The sequence below is a fragment of the Rhodococcus sp. GB-02 genome (assembly GCF_053470465.1).
The window spans coordinates 802578-826662 of the sequence record NZ_JBPUKE010000001.1; the positions used below are offsets into that span (position 1 = coordinate 802578).

Below are 24085 nucleotides of genomic sequence, written 5' to 3' on the forward strand. Positions count from 1 at the left end.
ACATGAACCGAGTCGGCTGACGGAGTGAGCAGTGGTGCACCAATCAGAGCGCAAGGCAGAGCACAGCTCGAGAGAAGACGGTGTGAGCCGGCGCGGATTTCTCGCAGCGAGTGCCGGCGCAGCTGCTCTCGCGGGCATTTCCTGGGCACCGGCGGGAGCAGTTCCCTGGGGTTCGGCATCGACCATCGCGCCCCCGCCCGGATTTCCGTCAGACATTCCGTTGTCACAGCAGGCATACGCGAACTGGTCGCGAGAAATCATGCTCGACAGCGTGTGGACAGCGACGGCACGTCACAGCGACGACGTTGTCACCCTCGCCAACTGGGCGTTCGACAATGGGTACACAGTGCGTGCGAAGGGAACGATGCACGGCTGGAGCCCGTTGACGGTGGTGCCCGGCGCGCCTTCGGATCGAGTTCTACTGGTCGATACGATGGCGAACTTGAATTCGGTTGTGGTGCAGCACGGCACACCCGCAACAGTCATGGCGGGCGCCGGCGCCAGTATCGAAGCGATTCTGACAGCACTCGAGCGAGAAGGGCTCGGCTGGGCCAACTCTCCAGCGATCGGTGAGCTGTCCATCGCCGGGGCACTCGCGATCGGTGCTCATGGGGCAACATATCCGGCGGTGGGGGAGACGATCACCCCTGGCCAGTCGTACGGGTCGCTGAGCAACCTGATCGCCGAGATCACGTTGGTGGCGTGGGACGAAGGCAGCAATCGATACGCACTGAAGACCTTTCACCGATCAGACGTCGAGAGCACCGCCTTCCTGACCCATCTGGGTCGAACCTTCGTCACCTCCGTGACGCTGCAGGCCGGCGAGAACTATCGACTTCGATGCCAGAGTTTCACCGACATTCCGTGGCAAGAACTCTTTGCCGCTCCCGGATCGCCAGGGCGCACCTACGAGAGTTTTGTCGCGAAATCCGGAAGGGTGGAGGCGATCTGGTTCCCGTTCACGCAAACACCGTGGCTCAAGGTCTGGACACCGACCCCGGTCAAACCGCCGGAGTCCCGAGAGGTGAGCGGGCCGTACAACTACTTCTTCTCCGACGCGATTCCCGAAGAAGTCACCACCCCGTTGGGGCTGGTGGCTCAGGGTCTTCAAGCTGCGACGCCACTGTTCGGTGCCTCTCAGTTCGGCGCTGTAGCAGCAGGATTGGTGCTGACCGACACCGACGATCTGTGGGGCTGGTCAAAGGATGTTCTGTTCTACCTGCGGCACACGACGTTGCGCGTAGTAGCGGGCGGCGGCGCGGTGATCACCAAGCGGTCAAACATCGGCCGAGTCGTCCACGAGATGACGAATTGGTTGAACGAGCGAATGACGCACTACGCGTCGATGGGGCAGTATCCCGTCAACATGCCGTTCGAAGTGCGTCTCTGCGGTGTCGACGATGACGGCGAGGTGTTGGTCGACAGCGCCGGAGTGCCGGATCTGTCAGCGGTGCGGCCGCGGGCGGATCGTCAGGACTGGGACACGGCGATCTGGATGAACGTGGTCTCGATTCCTGGTACCGCGGGATTGCCCGCGTTCCTTCGCGAAATGGAACGGTGGATGGTCGCGAACTACTCCGGCGATTACGCGACTTTCCGTCCGGAGTGGTCCAAGGGGTGGGCATTTACCGATCAGGTGGCGTACCAGGACGACGAATTCCTCACCAGCACAGTGCCTGCCACCTTCCGTGCCGGTGGCGACGGGAACTGGGACTTCGCTCTCGCCACTCTGGACGAACACGACCCGCACCGCGTATTCAGCAATACGTTCCTCGACCGCGTATTGCCACCCAGCTGAATCTCCTACTGCGGAAGCGGTTTGCGCCAACACACGTCGGTGACACGGATACGCTGATTATTGTCGCCGTTCCAATCGACGCTCAGCCCCTGGGCTCGGAGTGCATCAGCTACCTGGCGCCCGACTGTCTGATCGGTGTGCGCGATCATGTGTGCCTTGGCGGTTTCGTCGCCGCCGAAAGCGGCGGCGATCAGCGCGGGATCGAGATCGTGGGCAGGACGAAACGCACTGTAGGACAAGTAGAGATCGGACGGCTCGTCGCCGAGACGCTCCGCATCTTGCATGTGGAAGAACGTGTACGCCCACTGAGCAAAGGGATACCCGTTCTCGTCGGGTTCGGACGGCGTGCGTTCGTCGTCGATTTCGGTAGTGCCGCACTGCATGCAGCAGGTGAAGTTCATCCGAGCCACGATGCCGTTGCGCTCGAGTTCGGCGAAGGCTGCGGATACGCGCTCGAAGTCGCCGGGAGCCGTCCACTGCATCTGCTCCACAACTCTTTGGTCCCAGACGTCACGCACTACTGCGTCGATATGTCTGCCGAGTTCGTCGTTCTCGAAACCGCCCTCGACACAGTCTCGGGCGGCTTCGCAGATTTCGTCGAACGTCGCGAAACCAGGGACTAGCAGTTCGCGCGCTTGCTCACGGACAGCGACGATGTCAGCCTCACTGAGCGCCGGTGCTGACCGTCGTGACTGTGACTGTGCTGACCGTGACCAGGGCAATCGCATACCGGCACCGTACTGCACCTATCCGGCCGTCAGGCGACGTCGGCTGGTGCTTTCGTTTCCTCCTCGCTTGACGGGGCAGGCTTGTTCGGGATGAGCGCGGTGGCGATCAGGCCCACCACGACAAATCCGGCCGCAAGGTATCCGCCGAGTGTGATGCCGTGAGTCATTGCAGACTGGGCAGCGTCGGCGACGAAAGCGGTGTTAGGTGACTCGGCCAGCGAGTCGATGGCGGCTCCCGCGCTGTCGGTGACTGCCCGCGTCAACTGATCAGCCTGAGCTTGGTCGACACCGGATCCGGTGAGGTCGTTGTTCAGCGTCGAATTGAGAGTGCTGAAGAAGACCGTGGTGAGGACAGCGATGCCCAGTGCGGATCCGAGTTGGCGGAACGCGCTCTGAATGCCGGAGCCTTGACCGGCGCTCTGCTCGGGAATCTCCTCGAGCACGACGTTGGTCACCTGCGCAGTCGCAAAACCGACGCCGATTCCGTAGAAGAACAGCACTGCGGCGATAGTCCACCAGGGGCTGTCTGTCGCAGCGATGAATCCGAGACCGGCGAGACCGAGCGCCTCGAGAGCCAAACCGATACGGACCAAGCCCAACGGCGAGACCTTCGATGCCAGCCCGAAGCTCGCACCACTGGCGACAAAGCTGCCGATGGCAATGGGAACCAGTGCGAGCCCTGCCTGGAGTGCGCTGTATCCGAGCGTGAACTGGAGCCAGAGAGGAAGCACCGCAACGATTCCGAACTCACCGAGTCCGATGATCAGCGTCGCGATGTTGCCATTGCGGAACGACGAGATGGAGAACAACCGTACGTCCATCAGTGCCCGCGACGGATCGTCGCTGCGGGTGAGCATGGTTTGACGGTAGGCGAACGCACCGAGCGACAGAACGGCGAGAACCAACGCCACCAGAACCGGCGACGGTCCGCTGGACCATGACAGACCGAATAGATCGAAGGGTTCCTTCGTGGTCAGCCACCCGTACGTGCGTCCCTCGACGAGGCCGAAGGCCAGCAGTCCGAGCCCGGCGATGGACAGTGCCGCTCCGGTGGCGTCGATACGCCCAGCGGTGCGCGGGGAGGGTGCGATGAACAGCACTGCGCCGATGAGAATGAGCGCAGCCAGCGGAATGTTGATCCCGAATGCCCAACGCCACGAAGCATGTTCGGCAAGCCAGCCACCGAGCAATGGGCCTAGGGCGGAGGCGGCACCGATGGTGGAACCCCAGACTGCGAAGGCCTGGCCGCGGGCTTTGCCAGTGAACATCGCGTTCAGCAGCGACAGTGAGGTGGGCAGGATCATGGCCGCGCCGGCGCCCTGCAGGAAACGCGCCAGGATGAGCAGACCGCCGTTCGGTGCCAGTCCGGCCAGCAGGCTCGTTGCGCCGAAAACGACGACGCCGGCGATGAAGATGCGACGCGCACCGACCAGATCGGCAACTCTGCCGACCAATAGCAGAAGTGCCGCGAACACGATTGCGTAGGACTCTTGGATCCATTGAGCCTGAACGGAATTGATCCCGAGATCTTCGATGATCGAGGGAACTATGACGTTGACGATGGTGGTGTCGACGACGATCAGTGCCACGCCGAGTGCAATGGCGATCAGGCCCAACCACTTGCGGGTGGTGGGTGAGATGTTCACGAATAAACCTCCATTGTGAAGTAACTTCATGATGAAGGTATATTTGAGGCGGTAAGTTGTCAACGTGCGCGCTGGGCTCGACCGGCCGCCGTCTGGCACAGGAAAGGTGGGATCACGGGGTGGAGGCACCGCGCGACATCTCCGTGGAGCGGGAGCGGCTGATGGACGAATTCCGCGCGTACGGTGGCACGTTCACCGAATTCAGCCATCGATTCGCGTCGTGGCTCGGGCTGCATTCCACCGATGCAACTGCCCTGATGGAAATCACCGCAGCCGAGGAGAAAGGTGCGCCGCTCTCACCCGCGCGCCTCGCGGAGCGGATCTCCTTGACGTCGGGCGCAACCACCGCGCTGCTCAATCGTTTGGAGAAGGCGGGACACATCGTAAGGACCCGAGAGAATGCAGACCGTCGCGTGGTCACGCTGCACAGCAGTGCGCATGTGCAGGATCTGGCGGACGAGTTCTTCGGGCCCCTTGCCGTGCGACTCGACGCCATGATGGCGAAGTACCCGCCCGAACTGCTCAGTCGATTCGAGGAATTTCTCGTCGACCTGCACTCGACGATGAACGAACACCTCGAGCAGGACAACCGCTGAACAAAAAACGCCGCTCGACTCCGGAGAGTCGAGCGGCGGTCTTGGCTTCGGTGACGGCTACTTGCCGAGCTTGGCCTGCAGGTCGTCGAGAACCAGGCCGGCACCTGTCGGGCCGAGACCCAGGAACCAGGTCTCGTCGCTGACCTCGGTGGCGCGACCTTCCTTGACTGCGTCCATGCTGGCCCACAGCGGGCCGGCAACGACGGTGGTCTGGCCGGTGTCGGCGGGATTTCCGTAGCTGGAGTAGAAGATTCGGTCACCCTCTGCCTCGGCGATCGTTTCCGGGCTGACCTCGACGGCCAGCTCGTTGATGTCCTGGATCGCCGGGCGGGGCAGGCCGACGTCCTTCAAGATGACGCCGATGAACGACAGGTTGCCGTACAGGCGCAGCTTCCCGGACATGAAGCGAACCAGCGAGATGGTCGGCGAACCGTCAATCGACTCACGGACCTGATCCGCGTGCGTCTGGTAGTCGTTGAGAACCTGCTCAGCCTTGGTCTCTTCGCCGAGTGCGTCACCGGCAAGGAGGAAGTTCTCCTTCCACGGGAAGCCGGGGCGGATGCTGAAGACTGTCGGCGCGATAGCCGCGAGCTGCGGGTAGAGCTTGTCCTGGCGCAACTTGCTACCGAGGATCAGATCGGGCTGCAGTGCGGTGATCGCCTCGAGGTTGAGGTTGTTGGTCGTGCCCACGTCGGGGACTCCGACCAACTTGTCGGCCAGGTACGACGGCTGACCGGCGGCACTTTCCGGGCTGGCGATGCCGACCGGGGTGATCCCGAGAGAAAGAACCTCGTCGAGTTCGCCGCTGTCGAGGACGACGACGCGGGTCGGCTTGGCCTCGAGGATGGTCTCGCCCAGCGCGTGGGTGATCGTGCGAGGGAACTCGCCGGGCGCGACATCGCTGCCGAGCTTCGCGGTTTCCGTGTCGGCAGTGCTGAACAGCTTGCCGCCGGTCGCGACATCGGTATTGCCGTTTGCGTTGCCGCCGGCGTCGGAAGAACCGCAGGCAGTAGCGGCAAAAACAGTCGCCAGGGCAACCATGGCGACCCGGACCGACGTGCGGCTCCGGAGAGTGGTGCGTGAATGCATTAGGCTACCCTACCTTCCGCCTATCGGGCTTGGTCAGGGAGGTATCCGCACCGTCGACACCAGGTGAACGGCGCGTCAGGTCTCGCTCAGCGGGACCTCTACGCAATTCGGACTACCGGGCGCGAGCAACGTGTTAGCTTCGCGAAAGACCTGTGCTGGTAAGTGAAGACGCGTGTAGTGAGGAATTCGATGACCCTGAACATTGCCGATCTGTTCGAGGCCGTCGCCGATGCGATCCCCGATCGAGTTCCATTGATTCTGGAAGATTCGCGGTTGAGCTACGCCGAACTCGAACTGCGATCGAACCGCCTCGCTCATCATCTGCAGTCCGTCGGCGTCGAACCGGGCCAGCATGTCGGTATTCACATGCGTAACTGCGTCGAGTACGTCGAAGCGCTCCTGGCTTGCTTGAAGATCAGAGCGGTACCGATCAACGTCAACTTTCGCTATACCGATGCAGAACTGCTGTACATCTACACCAACTCTCAAATGGTGGCACTGCTGGTCGAAGCAGAATTCGCGCCGACCGCTTTGGCTGTAGTTCCGCAGTGTCCGGAGATCACCCACGTGCTGATCGTCGGCGACGACTACGAGAACGCGCTTGTGGCGCAATCCGATGCCCGCGACTTCGGCCCCCGCAGCAACGACGACCATTTCATCATCTACACCGGCGGTACAACCGGAATGCCCAAGGGCGTGGTGTGGCGGCACGAGGACTTCTTCTTCGCCGCGCTGTCCGGAGCAAACCTCAGCGGGCCACCGCGTCAGAGCCTCGAAGAGGTTGTGGAGGCGGCCGTGGCGAACGCCAGGCCCACTGTGCTGCTACTCATTCCGCCGCTCATGCATGGAGCCGCGATCTATTCACTGCTCACGGCATTTCTCATGGGAGCGCCCCGAGTGTTGACCCGCAGCTTCGATCCGATGGAAGTGCTGCGACTGGTCGAGGCCGAGAAGATCACCGGAATCACGGTCGTCGGCGATGCGATTGCTCGGCCGATCGCGGACGCCATCGCCGCAAGCGAAGGGCGCTACGACCTTTCGACTCTCAAACTGATCGGGTCGGGTGGCGCATTGTTCTCCCCGAACCTGAAGGCAGAACTGACAACCCGATTGCCAGGGTTGGTGATCAAGGATGCCTTCGGTGCTTCGGAATCCGGCAACGACGGCGTCGTCGAATTCGGTGAGGACGGTTCCAAGCGAATTCGCTCCAACCCCAACATGATTCTTGTCGACGGTGAATTTCGTCGTATCGAACCAGGCTCGGACACAGTCGGATTCATCGCCAGGGCCGGCCATGTTCCCGTGGCCTACTTCGACGACCCCGCCAAGACTGCGGCAACTTTTCCCGTCGTCGACGGGGTGCGTCTGGCGGTACTCGGGGACATGGGCACGATGGAAGCCGACGGAACCATCGTGCTGCTCGGGCGCGGTTCGATGTGCATCAACTCCGGCGGCGAGAAGGTTTATCCCGAAGAAGTGGAACAGGCACTCAAAACTCACCCGGCAGTTTTCGACGCCTTGGTAGCGGGAGCGCCCGACGCACGATTCGGTGAGAAGGTCGCCGCTGTGGTGCAGGTTCGACCGGGGTTCGAAGATGTTGCGAAGGAATCATTGTCGGAGCATTGCCGCACCCACGTCGCCGGGTACAAGATCCCCCGCTCGATCGTGCTCGTACCAAGCATCCTCCGCTCGCCCAGCGGTAAGGCCGACTACCGTTGGGCTCGCGAAACCGTAGCGAGAGTCTGAGCATGTAGTGGTTCCGAAACCTGTATTGGCACTAGTGGGGAGTATGCGTGACTGGGAATGATGCAGGTTCTGGGCATGTTTTTGTCGTCCGAGGACGTCTCGAATCAGTGGACTGGGATGCGGCGGTCGTGTCGACGAGCGGTAGCTTCGTGCCGCGTGAGCATTGGTGGCCGGTGCTCGGCCTCACGAGTCCAGTGGAAAGTGCACCTGCAGGGGGCAACCGGGTGCGCTCTTTCCCGAAGGAGGGGCGGCCGGCGTGGCTGTTGAACGTCGCTTCTCGGATATCGGTGTCCTGGCTGGTGGACGGAGTGTACGAGGTCCTCGACGCGATTGCATCTGCCGATATTCAGCCTGGAGGCCGTCGAGTCAAACCGCTCATCGCTTTGCCGACCTTCGGGGTCGGTCTAGGTGGGCAGGGGATGGTTCGTGGTCACGTCATCAAGGCGTTGATCGAGGCTGCGGTGGAATGTGCCGACAAATACGACTTCGATATCGCATTCGTAGTTGCCAATGCTGCCGATTACGCCGCGTATCAATCGATTCGGCGGGGACATCTGTTGAGCGCTGGTATCCCTCCACAGGTCCAGCAATTGGCAGATAGGCTGCAAGCTGGTGAAGCCTCCTTGTTGTTGGGCGCGGGAGTCAGCATCCCCGCCGGATTGCCGTCGTGGGACAGTCTGCTCGAGGCAATTCGGCAGAAGGAACTTCCGGGCGTGAGCAGCGCAGAATTTGCTGAGCTCAATGTCCTCGACCGTGCGCAACTTCTGTCGAAGGAGTTGCAAACGGAGGACGACGGATCGAACGAACTCGGCGAACGCGTTGTTCAGCTGACTGGCCTCGATATCAAACCCACGCTGTCGCATTGTCTTCTGGCGTCTCTGCGAGTCACGAGAGTTGTTACGACCAACTACGATTCGTTGTACGAGCGCGCATTTGAATCAGCGCACGGCGAAAACTCGGTCGCTGTATTGCCGAGAGAAGAAGCTCGCGCGGGGGTTCCATGGGTACTGAAACTGCACGGAGATGTGGCTGACTCGGCCAGCATCGTCTTGAGTCGCCGGGATTTCGTCAGATACGACGCAGAACGACGTCCGTTGGGCTCGATCGTTCAGTCTCTCATGGCAACCGGACATCTGATCGTTGTCGGAGCATCTATGACAGATGACAATGTGCTTCGTCTTGCGCATGAAGTATTGGCGCTCGATGCACGAAACAAGCGCCCACGAATTTTGGGTACCGTGATCACACTGCAGCGAGACGAGATTCGAACTGCTCTGTGGAAGAACGACTTCGATTACGTTGCCGTTTCAGATTCTTTCGATCAGCGTGTGGCTGCACGCGACCTGGAGATATTCCTGGACAAGCTCGCGACCTTAACCAGTGTCGACGCACCATATTTGTTGGATACAAGATACAAGGGGTTGCTCGAAGGGGGAGAAATCGATTTGGCAGAAAATTTGAGGGCGGCCGCCGACGCCATCAGATCTTTGCCGTACGAGCACCGAGAGCGATGGAGCAGCCTGGAAGCAGTTTTCGACGAACTAGGTGCTACTCCGTGGTCGCCATCTACGGAGCAAGATCAGAGGGTTTCCCGATCGTGGTCTCAACGACGTTGAATTCGGCTGTGACAGCTGCGTTGAATTCGGCTGTCACAGCCAGGGCTCGATCGGCTTCTTCACCCACATGATCTTTTCGTCCGGATGCTCACGCCGAGCTTCGGGACGGTCAGGGTTAGCGGCTGCCCACACAGCTTTCTCGTCGAGCAGTCCGGCCGCGATGGTCCAAGTCTCCCGCGTGCTCGGCGGATTGGCGCCCGCCGCCCGCGCGAGTTTGCGCAGCCGATCGTCGGGCATGTCGAGCAACTCTGCACTGCTGATATCGCGATCCCAGGCGAACTTGGCAAGACCGACAGCTTTCTCGCGTCGGCTACGGCTCGCCATGTCGTTATGTGCAAAGTCTGGTTCGGATGCCACGGCTTCACCTTATCGTCAACGAAATCGAGGCCCTGCCGCGTGAGCGGCAGGGCCTCGATTTCTGTTCTTCACTGTCGGGGTGGCGGGATTTGAACCCACGACCTCTTCGTCCCGAACGAAGCGCGCTACCAAGCTGCGCCACACCCCGTGTCGAACCTCGGTTAGCTTACATTACCGAGTCGACTGACATTAAATCCGCAGGTCAGTTGCGTAGAACCGACGCTGGAGACTCTGCGGAACCGTGCGCGGAGACGTGCTCGGGTTCGCGCCTGGTGGCCGGAACCAGAGTGAGCAGAGTTGCCTCGGGGCGGCAGCAGAAGCGTGCCGGCGCCCACGGCGAAGTGCCGATGCCCGCGGAGACGTGCAGCTGGGTGTGCGCGCCCCACTTGGACGGCCCCTTGACCCGGGATCGGTCGATCTGGCAGTTCGTGACCAGCGCGCCGTAGAACGGCAGGCACAGCTGACCACCATGCGTGTGGCCGGCGAGCACGAGGTCGTAGCCGTCGTCGGCGAACCGGTCCAGAACTCGCGGTTCGGGCGAGTGCGTCAGACCGAGCTTGAGCTGGGCGACGGGGTTCGGTGTTCCGGCGACGGTGTCGTAGCGATCGCGCTTCAGGTGCGGATCGTCGACGCCGGCGGCTGCGATGCGAATACCGGCCACTTCGAGTTCGCGGCGCACGTGAGTCATGTCCAGCCATCCACGTTCGGTGAAGGCAGCACGCAGGTCACCCCAGGGGAGGGGATCCCCGGTGATGCGCTTGTCCTTGTTGAAGATGTAGCTCAGTGGGTTCTTCGGTTTCGGGGCGAAGTAGTCGTTGCTGCCGAAGACGAACAGGCCCGGCCGAGCTAACAGATCTCCGAGCGCCTGGACCACTGCCGGAACGCTGCGCTGGTGAGACAAGTTGTCGCCGGTGTTGACCACGAGGTCGGGGTCGAGACCTTCGAGCTCACGCAACCAATTCTGTTTCAACCGTTGGTTCGGCATCATGTGCAAGTCGCTGAGATGGAGGACCCGCAGCGACGACGAACCGGGCGCCAGGACTGGCATCGTCACCTCACGCAGTGCAAATGCATTGCGTTCGATGCCGGATGCGTACCCGATCCCGAGTGCAGCGGCGCCCGCGGCACCAAGTGCGGCGCGGGTCAGGTTGGTGCGGAACTGGTCAGACACCCCTCAAGGATACGGGTGTGGCCTTCTTCTGCGTCGCTCTCGCCGCCTTTTACAGCTATTCCACAGAGAATTGTGTCCGGGCGGAGGTAACTATCGGCACGCTCGAAACGCCGAGCGCGTAGCGTTTCCACCATGTCCGACACGACACCATCGCTCAAAGCCACCCTCCGAACCGACATGGTTGCGTCCATGAAGGCGAAGGATCCGCTACGTACAGCCACCCTTCGGATGCTCATGGCAGCCGTCCAGACCGAAGAGGTGGCCGGTAAGGAAGCGCGCGTCCTCACCGACGAAGAAATCATCAAAGTCCTTGCAAAGGAATCGAAGAAGCGCGGCGAATCGGCCGAGATCTACACCGAGAACGGTCGCGGTGAGCTTGCCGCGAAAGAGCGTGCAGAAGCTCAGATCATCGACGAGTACCTGCCGACGCCGTTGACCGACGCCGAGCTTGTCGACGTCGTCGACACCGCGCTTGCCCAGGTTTCCGAGGAGCTCGGTGAGCGTCCGGGTATGCGTCAGATGGGCCAGGTCATCAAGGCTGCCAACGCGCTGGCCAAGGGCAAGGCCGACGGCGCACGTATCTCTGCAGCAGTGAAGTCCCGCCTGTAGAAGCGCGCCACCAGAAACCGAAAACGGCCGCGATCTCCGAGTCACTCGGAGATCGCGGCCGTTCTTGTTTCATGGCCGTCAGTTCGGCGGGGTCCCCGCAGGCGGTGCGGGTTCACCTCCGGGCGGAGTCGCGTCCGGAGGAGTCGCGCCCGGTGCCGGGGCCGCGGGGGATGCGGGTGCGGCCGGAGCCCTCACGGAACCGTCGCTGATGTAGATCGTGACGGTCGAACCTGGGATCGCGGACCCGGACGGCGAAACTCCGGTGACCGTTCCCGCGCGCGCTCCGGATGCCGTCGTCACGGAATTGACGGTGAAGCCGGACGCCTGAAGCCGGGACGTTGCGGCCGACTGGCTCAGGCCGACAACCTCGGGAACCTGGCCGTTCTGCGATCCCCGTGCGTACTTCTCGTCGATCGGAGGCAGTGAGGTGGGCCCGAAGTTGTTGGCGACCGGGTTCATTGCCGCGAACCAGGATCTCGCCGGTTCGGTACCGCCGTACAGGTTGCCGCTGTAGCAGGGGCGCAGCGGGCTAGAGCAGATCTCGCCGGGCGTCGGGGAGTCGCCGAAGATGTAGACGGCAGCAGCGAGGTTGTTGGTGAAGCCGAGGAACGCCGAGGACTTGTGGGTCTCGGTGGTACCCGTCTTGCCCGACATCGGCAGGCTCCATCCGGCGCTGCTTGCAGCTCCGGCAGACGTACCGGCGCCGACGTCGTCACGGCTCATGGCGTTGGCGAGTGTGTCTGCCAAGCCGGGCTCGACAACCTGCTCACAGCCCTGCTCGGTGACGGCCACCGGCTTGCCGTAGCGGTCGAAGACCGAATCGATGGGACTCGGCGGGCACCACTTGCCGTGCGAGGCGAGAGTGGCCGCGACGTTGGAGAGTTCGAGCGGGTTGATCCAGGTGGGGCCCAGGGTGAACGAACCGAGGTTCTGTTCCTTCTGGAAGTCGGCCATGCTGCGCTCGTCGAAGCCCGAGGTGTTGGGATCAGCGTACGAGCGCATGCCGAGACGGACGGCCATGTCGACGGTCGGCGTGACGCCGGTTGCCTCGATGAGCTTGACGAAAGCGGTGTTGGGGGACTGTGCGAGCGCGTCGGTCACGGACAGCGTCGGCGGGTAGTTGCCGGCGTTCTCCACGCAGTAAGTCGACACCGGGCAACCGGCCGCACCACCGCTACCCATGCCCTTGGCTTCGAATCGCTTGGGCACGTCGAGCGTCGCGTTGATGCCGAGACCCTTCTCCATCGCCGCAGCCGTCGTGAAGATCTTGAAGACGGAGCCCGCACCGTCACCCGCAAGGGAGTACGGCTGTGCCTGGACGGTTTCGTCGGCGTCGGCATTGAGACCGTACGTGCGACTGCTGGCCATCGCGATGACCTTGTGTGAATCCTGGCCCGGCCTGATCACGTTCATCACGTTCGCGATGCCGTCGAGGTTGGCGCTCGCGTTCGCATTCAGGCCGGCTTTGGTGGATGCCTGCACCTGCGGGTCGAGAGTGGTCTTGATGAGGTAACCACCGTCGTTGATCTGGTCACGGGTGATCCCGGCGTCCGAGAGGTACTTCAGTGCGTAGTCGCAGAAGAACCCACGATCTCCCGCGGCGATGCAGCCGCGCGGCAAGTTGTTGGGAGTTTCCAGGACGCCGAGGGGCTCTTCCTTCGCAGCCCGGAACTCGTCGGCACGATCCGGAATGTTCGTGATCATGGTGTCGAGCACGGTGTTACGACGCTCGGTCACGCCCTCGACGTTTGTGTACGGGTTCAGCGCGGAGCTGGACTGAACCATGCCGGCCAGCATCGCGGACTGAGGAACGGTTAGATCTGCGGCATCGACGCCGAAGTAGGTCTGAGCCGCGTCCTGAATGCCGAAGGATCCGTTGCCGAACGGTACGAGGTTCAGGTACCGGGTGAGGATCTCGTCTTTCGTGAGTTCCTTGTCCAGTGTCAGTGCCATCCGGATCTCGCGGATCTTTCGGGCCGGGGTGGTCTCGATGGCAGCGCGGCGCTCGGCATCCGTCTTCGCCACGACCAACAGTTGGTAGTTCTTCACATACTGCTGATCGAGCGTCGACGCGCCCTGCTGCACTTCACCGGTTGTCGTGTTGGTGAGGAAGGCGCGCAGCGTTCCTTGCCAGTCGACGCCCTTGTGGTCGGGGAACCGTCGGTCCTCGATGGAGACGATCGCCAACTTCATGTTGTTGGAGATCTTCTCGCTGGGGACTTCGAAGCGTCGTTGGTCGTAGAGCCAGGCAATGGGATTGCCTTCCGCATCGACCATGGTGGACACCGCAGGGACAGTGCCTTCGACCAGTTCGGCCGAGACGTTGTCGACGGTATCGGCGGCGCGGTTGGACGCGAATCCGAATCCGCCCGCCACTGGGAACATCACCCCTGCGACCAGGACACCCGCCAATGCGGAGCTTCCGGCGAGCTTCGCCACTGTTTTTGCAATCGACACGATCTACAGAGTACGTGTGCCCACCCATTGGAACCGGTTTCAGTGTTTTGGGGGTGTTCAAAACCTCCTGAACACGCGCTTTGTACTGCCGTACCAAAAAATGCCCCCGAGCGTCTTGCGCTAGGGCCGTTCTTTACCTAAATTGTGATCAGTGTGATCGACGTAACACTCGATCACGAATGTGTCTCGGCTTTCACCGTGCTACCGCGGGGACTGCTGAGATGGTGCGCTGCTCGCCCCATGGCGACGGTCAGACTTTGTAGAGGGGACCCAGAATGTACACAGCCACCCCGAGTAGCCGTTTGGACATCGAGCAGGCCGAGGCACGAATTGCCTGGGTAACTCAGGCGCGATGCCGCGAGGTCGACCCCGACCAACTCTTTGTACGTGGCGCCGCGCAGCGCAAGGCGGCCACCATCTGCCGTCACTGCCCGGTCCTCATGCAGTGCGGAGCCGATGCTCTCGACAATCGGGTCGAGTTCGGTGTGTGGGGCGGGATGACCGAGCGTCAGCGCCGTGCACTGCTCAAGCAGCACCCCGACGTCGACTCCTGGTCCGAGTTCTTCGAGGACCAGCGCCAGCATCACTCAGCAGTCTGATCCCGGCCGAACGGGGGATCAGCCCTTCCGAGTGAGCTGATCTCCCACCGCACGCAGCGCCTCGAGGTCCGAGACCTCGAACGGTAGCGACGGAACACCGATCAGCGGCACTCTCGGGTGAGCTGCAGTGAATCGGCTCAGCAAGGCGATTTCTCGCTTCGCGATCACTGCCCGATGGGCATGGATACGGAGAACAGCTGCGGTGAGGGCTTCGGCCTCGGTCGCATTTTCCTTCGCTTCCAGTTTGTCGGCGGCAGTCACCGCATGATCGGCAGGCAAGGCCGTCAATGTCGGGTGAGTGCGGTTGAGAACCAAACCGGCCAACGGCATCGAGTCGCCTGCAAGACGGTCGACAAAGAATGCCGCCTCGCGAAGAGCATCGGGTTCGGCCGCTGCGATCACCAGGAAGTGAGTCCCCGGCTGACGTAGCAACTCGTAGGTCTTCGTGGCGCGTTCACGGAAACCGCCGAACATGGAGTCGAGCGACTGCACGAATGCCGATGCATCCGAAAGCATTTGGCTTCCCACAATGGTCGAGACACCCTTCAGTGCCAACCCCATCGCGCCGGCCACGAGCCTGGTCAGGCCACGGCCGGGTGCAGAGAGCAGCCGGATCATCCGTCCGTCGAGGAACGTTCCGAGCCTCTGAGGAGCGTCGAGGAAGTCGAGCGCATTGCGTGACGGCGGGGTATCGACGATCACCAGATCCCACGCGTCGTTCGACGCCAGCTGTCCCAACTTCTCCATTGCCATGTACTCCTGCGTTCCGGAGAACGATGTGGCAACGGTTTGGTAAAAGGGATTCGCCAGGATCTGCTCGGCCTTCTCAGGGCTCGAATGCTCGATGACCATCTCGTCGAAGGTCCGACGCATGTTCAGCATCATCGCGTGCAGTTCACCCGTGGCCTCGGGACCCAGCTTCACCGGCTGCGGAGTGTTGTCGAGTTCGGCCACACCCAAGGCCTGCGCGAGGCGACGGGCCGGATCGATGGTGAGGACGACTACGCGTCGGCCCTCTTCGGCCGCACGCAATGCCAGCGACGCAGCCGTCGTGGTCTTGCCGACGCCACCCGCGCCGCAACACACCACGATCCGTGCCGTCGGGTCCTTGATGATCGCCGAAATATCGAGGGCAGGAGCTGCGCGTCGGCCGATCCTGGAACTGCCGACCGTCACGTTCTCGGTGGTCTCGGTCATCACACGCCCTGTTCCGTGAGGTATTCGGCCAGCTCGTAGAGCCCACCGAGATCGACGCCGTCGGCGAGTGCGGGAAGTTGCACCCGCGCGCCGTCGATCTCGCGGAGCTTCTCTGCACTGGATTCTTGAGCTTCGAGCACCGAAGCATGTTCGATCGTCTCGGTGAGCAGGCCTGCGAAGTCGTCGTCGGATAGATCGATGCCGACGTCGGAGAGCGTCGACCGGATCGAAGCGGCGTCGATATTGCCGGCCGCGGCACCAGCGAGTTGATCTTCGGGCAAGAACCTCGGGCTGGCGCGATTGACGATGATGGCACCGAGGTTGAGGTCGTCACGCGCCAGTTCTGCGGCGGCGTCGGCAGTTTCCTGAACGGGCAGCGCTTCGAGCAGCGCAACCAGATGTACGACGGTTTCCGGCGAGTGCAGCAGGCGAACGACGCCTTCACTCTGTGAGTGCACCGGGCCGCCCTTGGCGAGATCGGCCATCGCCTTGGTGACGTCGAGGAAGCTGCCGATGCGTCCAGTCGGGGGAGCGTCGACGACAACGGCGTCGTACACGCGCTTGCCGGTTCGATCGGTGCGGATGACGCACTCCTTGATCTTGCCGGTGAGCAGAACGTCGCGAAGACCGGGGGCGATGGTCGTGGCGAATTCGATAGCGCCGAACTTACGCATCGCTCGGCCGGCGAAGCCGAGGTTGTAGAACATCTCGAGGTATTCGAGGAACGCGGTCTCGATGTCGACGGCGAGAGCCATCACTTCACCGCCACCTTCGGCGGCCGCGACCTTGGTCTCCTGCGGTGGAAGCGGCGGTACGTCGAAGAGCTGCGCGATTCCCTGACGGCCCTCGACCTCCACGAGGAGAACGCGCTTGCCGCCTTCGGCCAACGCGAGCGCCAACGCGGCGGCAACCGTGGACTTACCGGTTCCGCCTTTACCCGACACAAAGTGCAGGCGGGCCTTCGTCGCAGACTCGGGCCAGGTCCTGCTCATCTCATCTTGGGATGCAACCACACCGCGAGCCTATAAGTCCGGGGCCGAAGATGTACGCGGGATAGGCTCAGCGCATGAGCGAAATAACTTCCTGGGAATACACCGTGACTCCGTTGCTGGTCCACAATCCGAAGGCAATTCTCGACAACTGGGGCGTCGACGGCTGGGAACTCGTCGCAGTCCTGCCGAGCGCGTCGGGCGAGCAGCACGTCGCGTACATGAAGCGTCCGAAGGGCTGAATCACATGGCAGAGGCAACACAGACCTGGTCGGAGCGTCTCGCCGAACTGGGCATCGCACTTCCCGCCGTCGCGGCACCCGTCGCTGCGTACGTTCCCGCGGTTCGCAGCGGCAACCACGTGTACACGTCGGGCCAGCTCCCGTTCGTCGACGGAAAATTGGCGCTGACCGGCAAGCTCGGCGCGGGCGTGTCGGATGAGGACGCCAAGGCCGCGGCACGTACCTGCGCGCTCAACGCTCTTGCTGCCATTGACGCGCTGGTCGGCATCGACAACGTCGTCCGTGTCGTGAAGGTCGTCGGTTTCGTGGCATCCGCCGAAGGATTCACCGGTCAGCCCGGCGTGATCAACGGCGCTTCCGAATTCCTCGGCGAGGTGCTCGGCGACGCCGGCATCCACGCTCGTTCGGCTGTCGGAGTGGCAGAACTTCCCCTCGGCTCACCCGTCGAGGTGGAACTGATCGTCGAAGTTCGTTGATGTCGACGGTCCATCCCGCCTACGCGCAGCTTCGCCGCGTCACCGACATCGCTTCGGTCGCGCTCGAGAACAATCCGGGCATGATGACGCTGGACGGTACGAACACCTGGATCCTGCATGCTCCCGGCAGCGTCGAGTGTGTTGTCGTCGATCCAGGCGACAACGACGAGGAACACCTGCAACGTGTCGCTGGGGTCGGTCCGGTAGCGCTGACCTTGATCACGCACCGGCATTACGATCATACCGGCGGGGTGGACCGTTTCCACGAATTGACTTCGGCTCCAGTGCGTTCCGTCGACCCCACATTTCTGCGTGGGGGCGGCTCGGCACTTGTCGACGGTGAAGTGATCGAGGTCGCGGGCCTGAAGTTGCGGATCCTCGCGACTCCGGGGCACACCGCCGACTCGGTGTCGATCGTCATCGAGAACGATGCGAGCGTGCTGACTGGCGACACCATTCTCGGCCGTGGCACGGCAGTTCTCGACGATTCCGACGGCGATCTGGGGGATTACCTCACCTCGCTGCGATCTCTGGCCGCGCTCGGCGAAGGATTGACGGTTCTTCCCGGGCACGGTCCGGACCTGCCCGATCTGCAGGCGGTTTCGCAGCAGTACCTGGCTCACCGCGAGGAGCGTCTGGATCAGATACGGGCGGCTCTGACGACGTTGGGGGAGTCGGCAGCGGTCCGCGAGGTTGTCGAGCACGTCTACGCCGACGTGGACCCGAAGCTGTGGCCGGTCGCGGAAAAATCCGTCAACGTGCAGTTGGCGTATCTGCGTCGCTGAGGCGCTCGGCGCCGACATGAGGAGCTGCAGGCGAGTAGCCGAACTGCCGCCACCTATGCCGATCGAGGTATAGCTGGCGGCAGTTTTTGCATTTGTTTGATATGGGTCACGGGCCAATAGTTAGTCCATGACCTCACAATGCGACGGATGGATCCGCAATTACGTGGACGGCTCCTATGTCGAACCCGACGAGTCGTCGAGCTTCGATCAGGTTGACCCCGCAACGGGCCGTGTTCTCGCCCGGGTCCACGAGGCCGACAAGGCCCTGGTCGATCGGGCGGTGACTTCCGCCAGACGTGCTCTGGACAACGGTTGGGCCGATACGCCGGTTCGAGAGCGGACGGCTCTGCTGAGGCGGGCCGCCGACCGGATCGAGGAACGATTCGAAGAGTTCGTCGCCGCAGAAATGGCGGACACCGGTAAGCCGATCACGCAGGCACGAGAACTCGACGTCGCGCGTGCCCTGACGAACTTCCGCACATTCGCCGACATCGTCGCCGCTGCCGGCCAGGAATCGTTTGTCACCGATCTCGCGGGTGGCAAGCAGGCGCTGAACTACGCGATCCGCAAGCCGCTCGGCGTGGTCGCCGTCATCGTTCCGTGGAACCTGCCGCTGCTTCTCCTGACCTGGAAGGTTGCGCCCGCGCTCGCGTGCGGAAACTCCGTGGTGGTCAAGCCTTCCGAGGAGACCCCGGCGACTGCGACGTTGCTGGCCGAGGTGCTCGAAGAGGTCGGCCTGCCTGCCGGCGTCTACAACGTCGTCCACGGATTCGGCGCGAACTCGGCCGGCGAGTTCCTCACCACGCACCCCGGTATCGACGGCGTCACCTTCACAGGATCTTCGGCAACCGGTTCCCATGTCATGAAAACCGTTGCCCCGCGAGTTCGCCCGGTCTCCTTCGAGCTCGGCGGCAAGAATGCCGCGATCGTGTTCGACGACGTCGACATCGACGAAGCGCTGACGGGTCTGACCAAGTCGGTGTTCACCAACACCGGCCAGGTCTGCCTGTGCACCGAGCGGGTATACGTGCACCGCAGCATTTTCGACGACATCGCCGGTGGACTCGTCGAGCGGGCAGCAGGATTGCGTCTGGGCGACCCGACGCTCGATGCGACGACGACCGGTCCGCTCATCTCGCAGGCGCACCGGAAGAAGGTTCTCGACTACTTCGAGATCGCCGAGCAGGATGGCGCGAAAGTACTGACCGGCGGCGGTATTCCGGATCTCGGACAGGAACTGTCGGGCGGATCCTGGATCGAACCCACCCTGTGGACGGGCTTGACCAACAAGGATCGTGCCGTGCGCGAGGAGATCTTCGGACCCGTCGCAGCACTTATTCCGTTCGACACCGAAGCCGAAGCGATCGCCCTGGCGAACGACACCGAGTACGGCCTGGCTGCCTCCGTGTGGACCAACGACCTGCGCCGCGGACACCGCGTCGCTCAGAAGATGAACGTCGGAATCTCCTGGGTCAACACATGGTTCACCCGTGAACTGCGATCTCCGTTCGGCGGCATGGGCCTGTCCGGCATAGGACGTGAGGGCGGCGAGTCCTCGCTGCACTTCTACACCGAACCGACAAACGTGTGTGTGCAACTGTGAACATCGAAACCGCAAAAGTTCTCCAGAAATGAGCGAGGCGTGATGACAGCCCCCGAAGACACCGTATCCGCACTCGCCCGTCGCCTCGACGACGCTCAGCAGAGTCGCACCGACACCCTGAGTCTTGCCGACGATCACACCATCGACATCGACGAGGCCTACCGGATCCAGAACGAACTTCTCGAACGACGCACCCGTCGTGGTGAATCGATTGTGGGCATCAAGCTCGGCTTCACCAGCAAAGCGAAGATGGCGCAGATGGGTGTCTCCGAGGTGATCGTCGGTCAGTTGACCGACGCGATGTGCGTGAGCAACGGCGGCGAAGTCGACCTGACGACGTTCATTCATCCCAAGATCGAACCCGAAGTGGCATACCGCCTGTCGAAGGACATCGATCTCGACGATCCGAATGTTGATATCGAAACCTGCGTCGACGCACTGGCTCCCGCGATGGAGATCATCGACTCGCGCTACCGCGACTTCCGGTTCACCTACACCGACGTGGTCGCTGACAACACCAGCGCCGCCGGGTACGTGATCGGGCGTTGGCTGCCGCTGCAGAACGTCGAGGACCGTTCCGTGCGTATCGAAGTCGGCGGCGAGACGGTAGTCGGTTCCACCTCGGCCATTCTCGGCGACCCGGCACGTGCACTGCATGCACTGCTTGACATCGCTCGTCGACGCCGAATCCCGTTGCGCGCCGGTCAGGTAATTCTGGCCGGTGCCGCCACAGCAGCTGTGCGACTCGACGAGGGCGTCGCGCAGTGCAGCATCGACGGCCTCGGGACTGTCACGGTGAAAGGTGTGAAGCGATGAGTGGTGCGCAGGTCATCGAGAAGCTGGCAAAGCCGCGCGGAAAGTTCCCGCATGTCAAGGTGGTCGGCGACTTCGTCTACGTCTCCGGTACCAGTTCGCGTCGGCCCGACAACACGTTTGTCGGCGTCGAGGTCGACGAGATGGGGACCACGGCGCTCGACATTCGGGCGCAGACCCGTGCCGTCATCGAGAACATTGCGGCGATCCTCGCCGAAGTGGGCGGAGAACTGAGTGATCTGGTTCAGGTCACCTCGTACCTGGTGTCGATGAACGACTTCGGTGGATACAACGAGGTGTATGCCGACCTCTTCGACGAAAACGGTCCGACGAGAACGACCGTGGCTGTTCACCAGCTGCCCCACCCTCACCTGCTCATCGAAATTTCCGGCGTGGCGTACGTGCCCGCCGCCAAGCGCTCAGCGTCCGAAGATTCCAAGCGCTCAGCGTCCGAAGATACGGAGAATGCATCATGACCACGATTCCTCCCGTCATCGACTTCAAGAAGTGGATCGACGACAACCGCCACCTCCTGCAGCCGCCCGTCAACAATCAGACGATGGCGCTCGGAGACGACTTCATCGTGCAGGTCGTCGGCGGCCCCAACCAGCGGACCGACTATCACCTCGATCCGTACGAGGAGTGGTTCTACCAGCTCGAAGGCGACATCCACGTCAACGTCATGACCGAAGGCGGTCCTCAGCGTGTCGACATTCGTGAGGGCGAAACCTGGTTGCTGCCGGGAGACATTCCGCATTCGCCGCAGCGTCCCACCGCGGGCTCGATCGGCCTGGTCATCGAACGCGTCCGCAAGGAAGGCACGCTCGAGAAGTTCCAGTGGTACTGCCTCGAATGCGATCACAAGATTCACGAGGTCGAACTTCAGGTGCGCGACATCGTGGCCGACCTGCCGCCAGTGTTCGTCAAGTTCTACGAGAGCGAAGAAGCCCGCACGTGTGACAAGTGCGGCACGCTCCATCCCGGCAAGGGCTGAGCTATGAGCAACCTGATCGACATCCACACCCATTACGTGCCCAACGGGTGGCCCGATCTGACCGATGACGCGGGACCGCAGGCACCGTGGCTGAAGGTAGAGTCGGAAACCGAAGCCATGATCATGATGGGCACCAAGGAGTTCCGCCGCATCCAGTCCGATGCTTGGGACGCCGAAGTGCGGCTTCGGGACATGGATGCCGACGGCGTGCACACGCAGGTCGTCTCGCCCACTCCGGCGTTTTTCAACTACGGCCGGAGCGGCGAGCAGGCAAGTCGCATTGCACGGATCTTCAACGACCTCGCTCTCGAGATCGTGGAGCCGGCAAAGGATCGGTTGATTCCGTTCTGCCAGGTGCCTTTGCAGGACACCGACGCCGCGTGCCGTGAGCTCGAGCGGTGCATCGCGAACGGGCACCGCGGTGTCGAGATCGGCAATCACGTCGGCGATCTGGACCTCGACAGTGAAGGCGTGGTGACGTTCCTTCAGCACTGTGCGTCGCTGGACGTGCCGGTATTCGTGCATCCGTGGGACATGGCCAACTCGCCGCGCCTCGATCGCTGGATGGCGCAGTGGCTGACCGCGATGCCGGCCGAAACGCATCTGTCGATACTCGCGCTGATTCTCGGTGGTGTGTTCGACAAGATCGACGATCGTCTCAAGATCGGATTTGCGCACGGTGGTGGATCTTTCGCGTTCTGGTTGGGCCGGATGGAAAACGCCTGGCACGGCCGCAACGACATCATCGGTACGTCGGAGTTCCCACCGTCGCATTACCTGGGAAGGTTCTACGTGGATTCCGTCGTCTTCGACGAGCGTGCGCTGCGACTGCTGGTGGACACGGTGGGGGTGGACCGTGTGATGGTGGGTAGTGACTACCCGTACCCCTTGGGGGAGCGTCCGGTCGGTGAGGTGGTTCGCAAGAGTGAGTTCTTGGACGATACTGCGCGCCAACTGATCTCGCGGGGGAACGCCGAACGCTTTCTGGGTCTCGTCTGAGACCCCGGCTATACCCATTCCGGTATGGCGGACGGTGAATTCGGCATTTGTGAGTCATGTCTCGAGCGAGCACAATTCCAAACACAACGATCGACGACGCTCGTGATGCCGACAATCCCGAAGACGGGGTCGGTGACTACAGATTTCATCGTCCGCCTGCCCCATCCAATCGATAGGTTCCGCGATGTCAGACAAGATATCCAACAGTACAACGAGTGACGGAAAGCCGTTGCCGGAGAAAGCTGCCCGTAGCCGAGTTGCCATGGCAACCCTGGCCGGCACAACTCTCGAATGGTACGACTTCTTCCTCTACGGCACGGCCGCCGCGCTGATCTTCAACAAGCAATTCTTTCCGAGCCTGAGCCCCACGGCCGGCACGCTGGCTGCCTTCAGCACCTTCGCCGTCGGATTCATCGCGCGGCCGGTGGGCGGACTCGTGTTCGGGCACTTCGGCGACCGGATCGGGCGCAAGGCCACACTTGTGGTCTCCCTGGTGATGATGGGCGTCGGTTCCACACTCATCGGCCTCATCCCGAATTACGACTCCATCGGATTCTGGGCACCCGTCCTTCTGGTGGCCATGCGCGTCGTTCAGGGCATCGGTCTGGGCGGTGAAGGCGCCGGTGCGACGCTCATGTCGATGGAGCATGCACCGGCCGGGCAGAAGAATCTGTACGCAGGTTTCCCGCAGATGGGCACACCGGCCGGACTTGTTCTGGCCAACGGCATCTTCCTCACGACCAATGCCGTGATGTCGGACTCCGCGTTTGCCTCGTGGGGATGGCGAATCCCGTTCCTGCTCAGCTTCGTTCTGGTGGCGATCGGTCTGGTGATTCGCTTGCGCGTCACCGAGTCGCCGTCCTTCGCCGGGATCATGGAGAAGGGCGAAATAGTCCGGTTCCCGCTGCGTGAATCGCTCAAGGTCGGCTTCCCGCGTTTATCGCTGACGCTGGCCGCGTGCCTGGCGAACTCCGCCGTGGCGTACGCCTTCATGGTGTTCACTCTGTCGTACGGAACTCAACATCTGGGCTACGACAAGCAGTTCCTCGTGCTCAGCGTGACTGCGGCGGCTGTCCTCTGGTTCCTCTCCATCCCGTTCTGGACCAAGATCGCCGACAAGTACGGGCGTCGACACATGTTCATCGGCGGATCCGCCGCAATCTTGTTGTGGTGCATCGTGTTCTTCCCGCTCCTCAACACCGAGAACAAAGTGATCGCTGTCATCGCGTTCTTGGGTATGGGTCTGATCGTGCCGGTCACCCATTGCGTTCAGGGCAGCATCATCGCCGACACGTTCCCGGCCAAGGTCCGCTACTCCGGTTCGTCTCTGATCCTCCAGAGTGGTGCGATTCTCGGCGGTGGCCTGGCGCCGATGATCGCCACTGCGCTGCTGGACGCCACAGGGTCTTCGGTGGGCGTCACCTGGTACCTCGCCTCGATATGCGCGATCAGTCTGGTCGGCGCCATCGCACTGTTCAAGCTTGTTCCCGATTCGTCGCGGGGCTTGGAGAACGAAGAGATTCGCGTCTCCGAAAACGCCTGAGTGCTGGATTGATCCGAATCGGCCCGTTCCCT

Annotated in this window: 23 protein-coding genes and 1 tRNA gene; 15 read left to right on the forward strand and 9 right to left on the reverse strand. The window is 62.3% G+C overall.

From position 1 onward, the window contains the following. The first annotated feature begins 31 nt into the window (after nucleotides 1-31). Nucleotides 32-1798, forward strand: a complete 1767-nt coding sequence (locus ACSW29_RS03865; protein ID WP_448276533.1) for a cholesterol oxidase substrate-binding domain-containing protein — start codon at nucleotides 32-34, stop codon at nucleotides 1796-1798. 5 nt (nucleotides 1799-1803) lie between these two features. Here ACSW29_RS03865 and ACSW29_RS03870 read toward each other — a convergent pair whose 3' ends face one another. Together ACSW29_RS03870 and ACSW29_RS03875 are read right to left on the reverse strand one after the other, a co-directional pair. Then, complete coding sequence (locus ACSW29_RS03870) at nucleotides 1804-2526, reverse strand: DUF6891 domain-containing protein (protein WP_448276535.1); 723 nt, start codon at nucleotides 2524-2526, stop codon at nucleotides 1804-1806. Between the two features lie 29 nt (nucleotides 2527-2555). Then, nucleotides 2556-4172, reverse strand: a complete 1617-nt coding sequence (locus ACSW29_RS03875; protein ID WP_448276536.1) for a DHA2 family efflux MFS transporter permease subunit — start codon at nucleotides 4170-4172, stop codon at nucleotides 2556-2558. Between the two features lie 119 nt (nucleotides 4173-4291). On the opposite strand from ACSW29_RS03875, the gene ACSW29_RS03880 reads away from it, so the two are divergent. Then, nucleotides 4292-4768 carry a MarR family winged helix-turn-helix transcriptional regulator gene (locus ACSW29_RS03880; protein WP_095969655.1) on the forward strand — a complete coding sequence of 159 codons (477 nt, stop codon included), beginning with the start codon at nucleotides 4292-4294 and terminating at the stop codon, nucleotides 4766-4768. A 57-nt stretch (nucleotides 4769-4825) separates the two neighbouring features. Here the strand turns inward: ACSW29_RS03880 and ACSW29_RS03885 are convergent, their stop codons facing one another. Next, the gene (locus ACSW29_RS03885; RefSeq protein ID WP_448276539.1) at nucleotides 4826-5857 is read right to left on the reverse strand and encodes an ABC transporter substrate-binding protein; all 1032 of its coding nucleotides are present in this window, start codon (nucleotides 5855-5857) and stop codon (nucleotides 4826-4828) included. Nucleotides 5858-6046: 189 nt separating this feature from the next. Between ACSW29_RS03885 and ACSW29_RS03890 the strand changes: the two genes are divergently transcribed. Together ACSW29_RS03890 and ACSW29_RS03895 are read left to right on the forward strand one after the other, a co-directional pair. Next, entirely contained in the window at nucleotides 6047-7603 is a 1557-nt protein-coding gene (locus ACSW29_RS03890; RefSeq protein ID WP_448276540.1) for an acyl-CoA synthetase, read from the forward strand. A gap of 47 nt (nucleotides 7604-7650) precedes the next feature. After that, a complete protein-coding gene (locus ACSW29_RS03895) occupies nucleotides 7651-9219 on the forward strand; it encodes an SIR2 family protein (RefSeq protein ID WP_448276541.1) in 1569 nt (522 codons plus the stop codon). A 33-nt stretch (nucleotides 9220-9252) separates the two neighbouring features. On the opposite strand, the gene ACSW29_RS03900 is transcribed toward ACSW29_RS03895, so the two are convergent. From ACSW29_RS03900 to ACSW29_RS03910, 3 genes are all read right to left on the reverse strand, one after another. Then, nucleotides 9253-9576, reverse strand: coding sequence for a hypothetical protein (locus ACSW29_RS03900; RefSeq protein ID WP_003943496.1), 324 nt, complete (start codon nucleotides 9574-9576; stop codon nucleotides 9253-9255). A 74-nt stretch (nucleotides 9577-9650) separates the two neighbouring features. Next, nucleotides 9651-9724, reverse strand: a tRNA-Pro gene (locus ACSW29_RS03905). A gap of 54 nt (nucleotides 9725-9778) precedes the next feature. Further along, a complete protein-coding gene (locus tag ACSW29_RS03910) occupies nucleotides 9779-10747 on the reverse strand; it encodes a metallophosphoesterase (protein ID WP_230816531.1) in 969 nt (322 codons plus the stop codon). A gap of 132 nt (nucleotides 10748-10879) precedes the next feature. Here ACSW29_RS03910 and ACSW29_RS03915 point away from each other — a divergent pair, with 132 nt between their 5' ends. Next, nucleotides 10880-11356 (forward strand): GatB/YqeY domain-containing protein, encoded by a 477-nt coding sequence (locus ACSW29_RS03915; RefSeq protein WP_230816530.1) that lies wholly within the window; start codon nucleotides 10880-10882, stop codon nucleotides 11354-11356. A 78-nt stretch (nucleotides 11357-11434) separates the two neighbouring features. Here ACSW29_RS03915 and ACSW29_RS03920 read toward each other — a convergent pair whose 3' ends face one another. Then, nucleotides 11435-13795, reverse strand: a complete 2361-nt coding sequence (locus ACSW29_RS03920; RefSeq protein ID WP_448277399.1) for a penicillin-binding protein — start codon at nucleotides 13793-13795, stop codon at nucleotides 11435-11437. 293 nt (nucleotides 13796-14088) lie between these two features. Here ACSW29_RS03920 and ACSW29_RS03925 point away from each other — a divergent pair, with 293 nt between their 5' ends. Beyond that, nucleotides 14089-14412 (forward strand): WhiB family transcriptional regulator, encoded by a 324-nt coding sequence (locus ACSW29_RS03925; protein ID WP_007732375.1) that lies wholly within the window; start codon nucleotides 14089-14091, stop codon nucleotides 14410-14412. An 18-nt stretch (nucleotides 14413-14430) separates the two neighbouring features. Here ACSW29_RS03925 and ACSW29_RS03930 read toward each other — a convergent pair whose 3' ends face one another. Both ACSW29_RS03930 and ACSW29_RS03935 read right to left on the reverse strand, forming a co-directional pair. After that, nucleotides 14431-15609: an ArsA family ATPase gene (locus tag ACSW29_RS03930; RefSeq protein WP_317826525.1), complete on the reverse strand. Its 1179-nt coding sequence runs from the start codon at nucleotides 15607-15609 to the stop codon at nucleotides 14431-14433. Beyond that, nucleotides 15609-16601 carry an ArsA family ATPase gene (locus tag ACSW29_RS03935; RefSeq protein ID WP_230816528.1) on the reverse strand — a complete coding sequence of 331 codons (993 nt, stop codon included), beginning with the start codon at nucleotides 16599-16601 and terminating at the stop codon, nucleotides 15609-15611. Before ACSW29_RS03935 ends, ACSW29_RS03930 begins: the two co-directional genes overlap by 1 nt. A 74-nt stretch (nucleotides 16602-16675) precedes the next feature. Between ACSW29_RS03935 and ACSW29_RS03940 the strand changes: the two genes are divergently transcribed. The 9 genes from ACSW29_RS03940 (at nucleotide 16676) to ACSW29_RS03980 (ending at nucleotide 24053) form a co-directional block, all read left to right on the forward strand. After that, entirely contained in the window at nucleotides 16676-16840 is a 165-nt protein-coding gene (locus ACSW29_RS03940) for a hypothetical protein (RefSeq protein ID WP_003943454.1), read from the forward strand. Nucleotides 16841-16845: 5 nt separating this feature from the next. Beyond that, complete coding sequence (locus tag ACSW29_RS03945; protein WP_003943508.1) at nucleotides 16846-17316, forward strand: RidA family protein; 471 nt, start codon at nucleotides 16846-16848, stop codon at nucleotides 17314-17316. Then, complete coding sequence (locus ACSW29_RS03950; RefSeq protein WP_448276542.1) at nucleotides 17316-18101, forward strand: MBL fold metallo-hydrolase; 786 nt, start codon at nucleotides 17316-17318, stop codon at nucleotides 18099-18101. The genes ACSW29_RS03945 and ACSW29_RS03950 overlap by 1 nt, the downstream gene beginning before the upstream one ends. A gap of 127 nt (nucleotides 18102-18228) precedes the next feature. Beyond that, nucleotides 18229-19704 (forward strand): 2-hydroxymuconic semialdehyde dehydrogenase, encoded by a 1476-nt coding sequence (locus ACSW29_RS03955; protein WP_448276543.1) that lies wholly within the window; start codon nucleotides 18229-18231, stop codon nucleotides 19702-19704. 42 nt (nucleotides 19705-19746) lie between these two features. Further along, nucleotides 19747-20520, forward strand: a complete 774-nt coding sequence (locus ACSW29_RS03960; protein WP_448276544.1) for a 2-keto-4-pentenoate hydratase — start codon at nucleotides 19747-19749, stop codon at nucleotides 20518-20520. After that, entirely contained in the window at nucleotides 20517-20993 is a 477-nt protein-coding gene (locus tag ACSW29_RS03965) for a RidA family protein (protein WP_448276545.1), read from the forward strand. The genes ACSW29_RS03960 and ACSW29_RS03965 overlap by 4 nt, the downstream gene beginning before the upstream one ends. After that, nucleotides 20990-21511 (forward strand): 3-hydroxyanthranilate 3,4-dioxygenase, encoded by a 522-nt coding sequence (locus tag ACSW29_RS03970; RefSeq protein WP_448276546.1) that lies wholly within the window; start codon nucleotides 20990-20992, stop codon nucleotides 21509-21511. The genes ACSW29_RS03965 and ACSW29_RS03970 overlap by 4 nt, the downstream gene beginning before the upstream one ends. 3 nt (nucleotides 21512-21514) lie before the next feature. Next, a complete protein-coding gene (locus ACSW29_RS03975) occupies nucleotides 21515-22510 on the forward strand; it encodes an amidohydrolase family protein (RefSeq protein WP_021342675.1) in 996 nt (331 codons plus the stop codon). Nucleotides 22511-22694: 184 nt separating this feature from the next. Further along, complete coding sequence (locus tag ACSW29_RS03980) at nucleotides 22695-24053, forward strand: MFS transporter (protein ID WP_317826519.1); 1359 nt, start codon at nucleotides 22695-22697, stop codon at nucleotides 24051-24053. Nucleotides 24054-24085 lie beyond the last annotated feature (32 nt).